The 536-nt window shown below is 70.0% G+C and carries 1 pseudogene; it reads left to right on the forward strand.

The features are described 5' to 3' along the window. Nucleotides 1-121 precede the first annotated feature (121 nt). Nucleotides 122-536 (forward strand): annotated as a pseudogene (locus tag ACT3TZ_RS15255) (ISL3 family transposase); the annotation flags it as partial.

Genomic DNA, 536 nt, shown 5'->3' on the forward strand with positions numbered 1-536 from the left:
GGCTCTTCACAGATGAGGGTGTAGCTGTGGTGCGACCTGGGGCGGCGCGTCGGTGTCGGGGTGAGGGTCGAGGTCTTCCGATGATGGGAGTTCTCACACAACCCGTCCGGAAGACCTCGACGTGCCTGACGCTACCTTCACGCGCCCTGACCTGACTACCTTCACCCGCCTCGACGGCCTCGGTCTGGAGGTCACCGGCCAGCTGCTCGAGCCTGACCGGTCCGTGCTGGCGTGCCGGGTCGTGGAGCCGGACGACTGGTGCAGGCGGTGCGGCTGCCAGGGCGTGCCCCGTGACACGGTGAGCAGGGAGTTGGCGCACGAGCCGTTCGGGTGGCGCCCTACCACGCTGGTGCTCACCGTGCGCCGCTACCGCTGCAAGGAGTGCTCGCACGTGTGGCGTCAGGACACCACCGCTGCGGCGCCGCCGCGGGCCAAGATCTCCCGCGCCGGCCTGCGGTGGGGTCTGGTCGGGATCGTCGTCGGCCACCTGTCGATGGCCCGAGTTGCCGAAGGACTGGGCGTGGCGTGGAACACCG

The sequence above is a fragment of the Brachybacterium sp. AOP25-B2-12 genome, from assembly GCF_052378625.1.
Taxonomy (GTDB): domain Bacteria; phylum Actinomycetota; class Actinomycetes; order Actinomycetales; family Dermabacteraceae; genus Brachybacterium.